We start from the raw sequence: 2,259 nt of genomic DNA on the forward strand, positions 1-2,259 counted from the left end.
TGGTAGTATGTATCTCCATATCCATAATTATTTTTAAAAAGGCAATTTGTGTTCAAAAAAACTCCTATCATTCATACATAACAAAATAAAAGGCGTTCTCAAAATTAACATCTTGAGAACGCCTTTTATTTCTAATCTTTTTGATAATGTAACAATTCTTTTGCTGTATGCTGATCGATAATTAATACATTTGCATACCCGCCACGTAACGCACCATCAATTGCTTTTATTTTTCTATTACCACCTGCAACTAAAATAGAACGTTTCTTTAATTTCAGTTCTTCTAACTCAATTCCAATGGTCCGCTTATTAATTTCTTCACTACTAATATTTCCGTCCCCATCAAAGAATCGTGAACAAATGTCACCGACCGATTGTTTTTTGAGTAAACTCGTTTCATCCTTATCGAAATAACCTAATCGGAATAATAGCGCTTCGTCTCGAACTGTTCCTACAGTGAAAATTGCAATATTCGCTTGTTTCCCCATTTCGATAATGTGATGAATATGTCGATCCTGCTCTACTAATTCTTTCGTCACTGCATTATCAAATATAACTGGAAGGGGGAGATTTCTTGGCGTCGTTTGAAAAGCATCTGCAAATAAAGCGATTGTTTCATTCGCATATGTATTTACACTCGAATGACTAATACCACCTTTTAACTGAACAACCTCTACCCCTTTTACATGTTGCGGTACGATTTTTCTAGCGATTTCATACATCGTCATTCCCCAGCTTACACCAACAATATCACCGTTTTTAACCGTCTTTTCCATATACTCAGCTGCATATTTGCTAATATACTCTGTAATCGTTGCATATTCCGGAACTGGAGAAAATACAACATGTGCCTCTAATAAGTTATACTTTTCTTTCAGTAAATTCCCGACGTTATCTAAATCCGCAAATGGATCAGCGATGCTAATTTGAACAAACCCTTTTTCTTTCGCGTACTTTAACAATCTAGAAATTGTTGGTCTTGAAATATTTAATTTGTTAGCAATTTCTTGCTGACTATAATCTGATTGATAATATAATCTTGCAACTTCAACGCTTAATTGTTGTTTATCTTTTTCCATAGTAACTCATTACAAATCCCTTCCTGTATTTCCCTTTCGTTACAAGCATTATACAGCTTTATGTAAAAAAATTCGACTACCGAATTTTATCTATCTGAACTTCTACTACACTTAATATATAATGAAAACTTATTGTGTAGATTTACAAACTCAATATAGATACGCTTGAAACATGTAAATCAATTAACATTTAATTCACATTTTTTCTGTAGTAACGATAACAAAGCCGTTCAATAAGAAACATGAAACATCATCTAAAAACTATTCAAATACCCCTTATAAACAGAAGTTACTATTTATAAGGGGTATTTACTCAATTTAATTTTATAAAAATTGGATGGAAACAATGCAAGTTCTCACTTATTTAGAATAAGTGAAAAGATGATGTTTTATTTGTTCAATAAAATAATGATGGTGTATATTATCGTTAGATACTCGACTTGCCATAATAGCCCCCTCCATTGAAGAGGCAAGAAAGGAAGCGAGTGATATAACCTCTATATCTTCTTTAAATTCTTGTTTCTCTATTCCTTCTTTTATGAGAGAAGCCATTAACATTACTGTATCATCATAACCTTTTGCTGCTGCTTTTTGTAATTCTGGAAATACTCCAGTACTTTCAATGGCACTATTAAGTAATGGACAGCCTCCAGCAATAGGAGGATTATTAGCTGCATCTTGATATACAAGGAAAATTGCAAGGATTTTATCAATTGCTGTCTTTTTATTTTCCATTGCTTTATGAAAATGACTCCACATAATCTCACCACTTTTGTCGTAGGCAGCAAGGACAATTTCTTCTTTACTTTTGAATCTACGATAAATAGATCCTTTAGGTAGTTCAGTAGCTGTCATTATATCCTGGATGGATGTGCGAGTTATCCCATTAGTATTAAATAAATATAAAGATGTTTCAATAATTTTTTCTTTAACCTTATCAACTTTAGTCATGCTTTGTAATCCTCCTAATGAAAACGATCCTAATATTCTAGGTAATGTTTACCCTCTATTTTCTTAATTTTTTTGTAAGTATAAATAAGTTTGGAACAGAAATATCTTATCAATCCCTATCTTATGGAAACCTCAAACAATACAGTTTGAAAAGAAGTTAATCAAATTGTATTACCTACATAAATTAAGTGCATTTTCTGTCAAAACAACATGACCAATTGTTTAATTC

Annotated in this window: 2 protein-coding genes; both read right to left on the reverse strand. The window is 32.0% G+C overall.

The features are described 5' to 3' along the window. Positions 1-131: 131 nt before the first annotated feature. Positions 132-1,079 (reverse strand): sugar-binding transcriptional regulator, encoded by a 948-nt coding sequence (locus tag GBN78_RS29490; protein WP_000409782.1) that lies wholly within the window; start codon positions 1,077-1,079, stop codon positions 132-134. A gap of 360 nt (positions 1,080-1,439) precedes the next feature. Then, positions 1,440-2,030 carry a TetR/AcrR family transcriptional regulator gene (locus GBN78_RS29495; protein WP_000169648.1) on the reverse strand — a complete coding sequence of 197 codons (591 nt, stop codon included), beginning with the start codon at positions 2,028-2,030 and terminating at the stop codon, positions 1,440-1,442. Between the last annotated feature and the right edge of the window lie 229 nt (positions 2,031-2,259).

It is taken from the genome of Bacillus sp. B2-WWTP-C-10-Post-4 (assembly GCF_009183805.1).
Lineage (GTDB): Bacteria > Bacillota > Bacilli > Bacillales > Bacillaceae_G > Bacillus_A > Bacillus_A cereus.

Coding starts and splice junctions, on each gene's coding strand:
- GBN78_RS29490 (WP_000409782.1), bottom strand. CDS start 1,079: ATGGAAAAAGATAAACAACAATTAAGCGTTGAAGTTGCAAGATTATAT.
- GBN78_RS29495 (WP_000169648.1), bottom strand. CDS start 2,030: ATGACTAAAGTTGATAAGGTTAAAGAAAAAATTATTGAAACATCTTTA.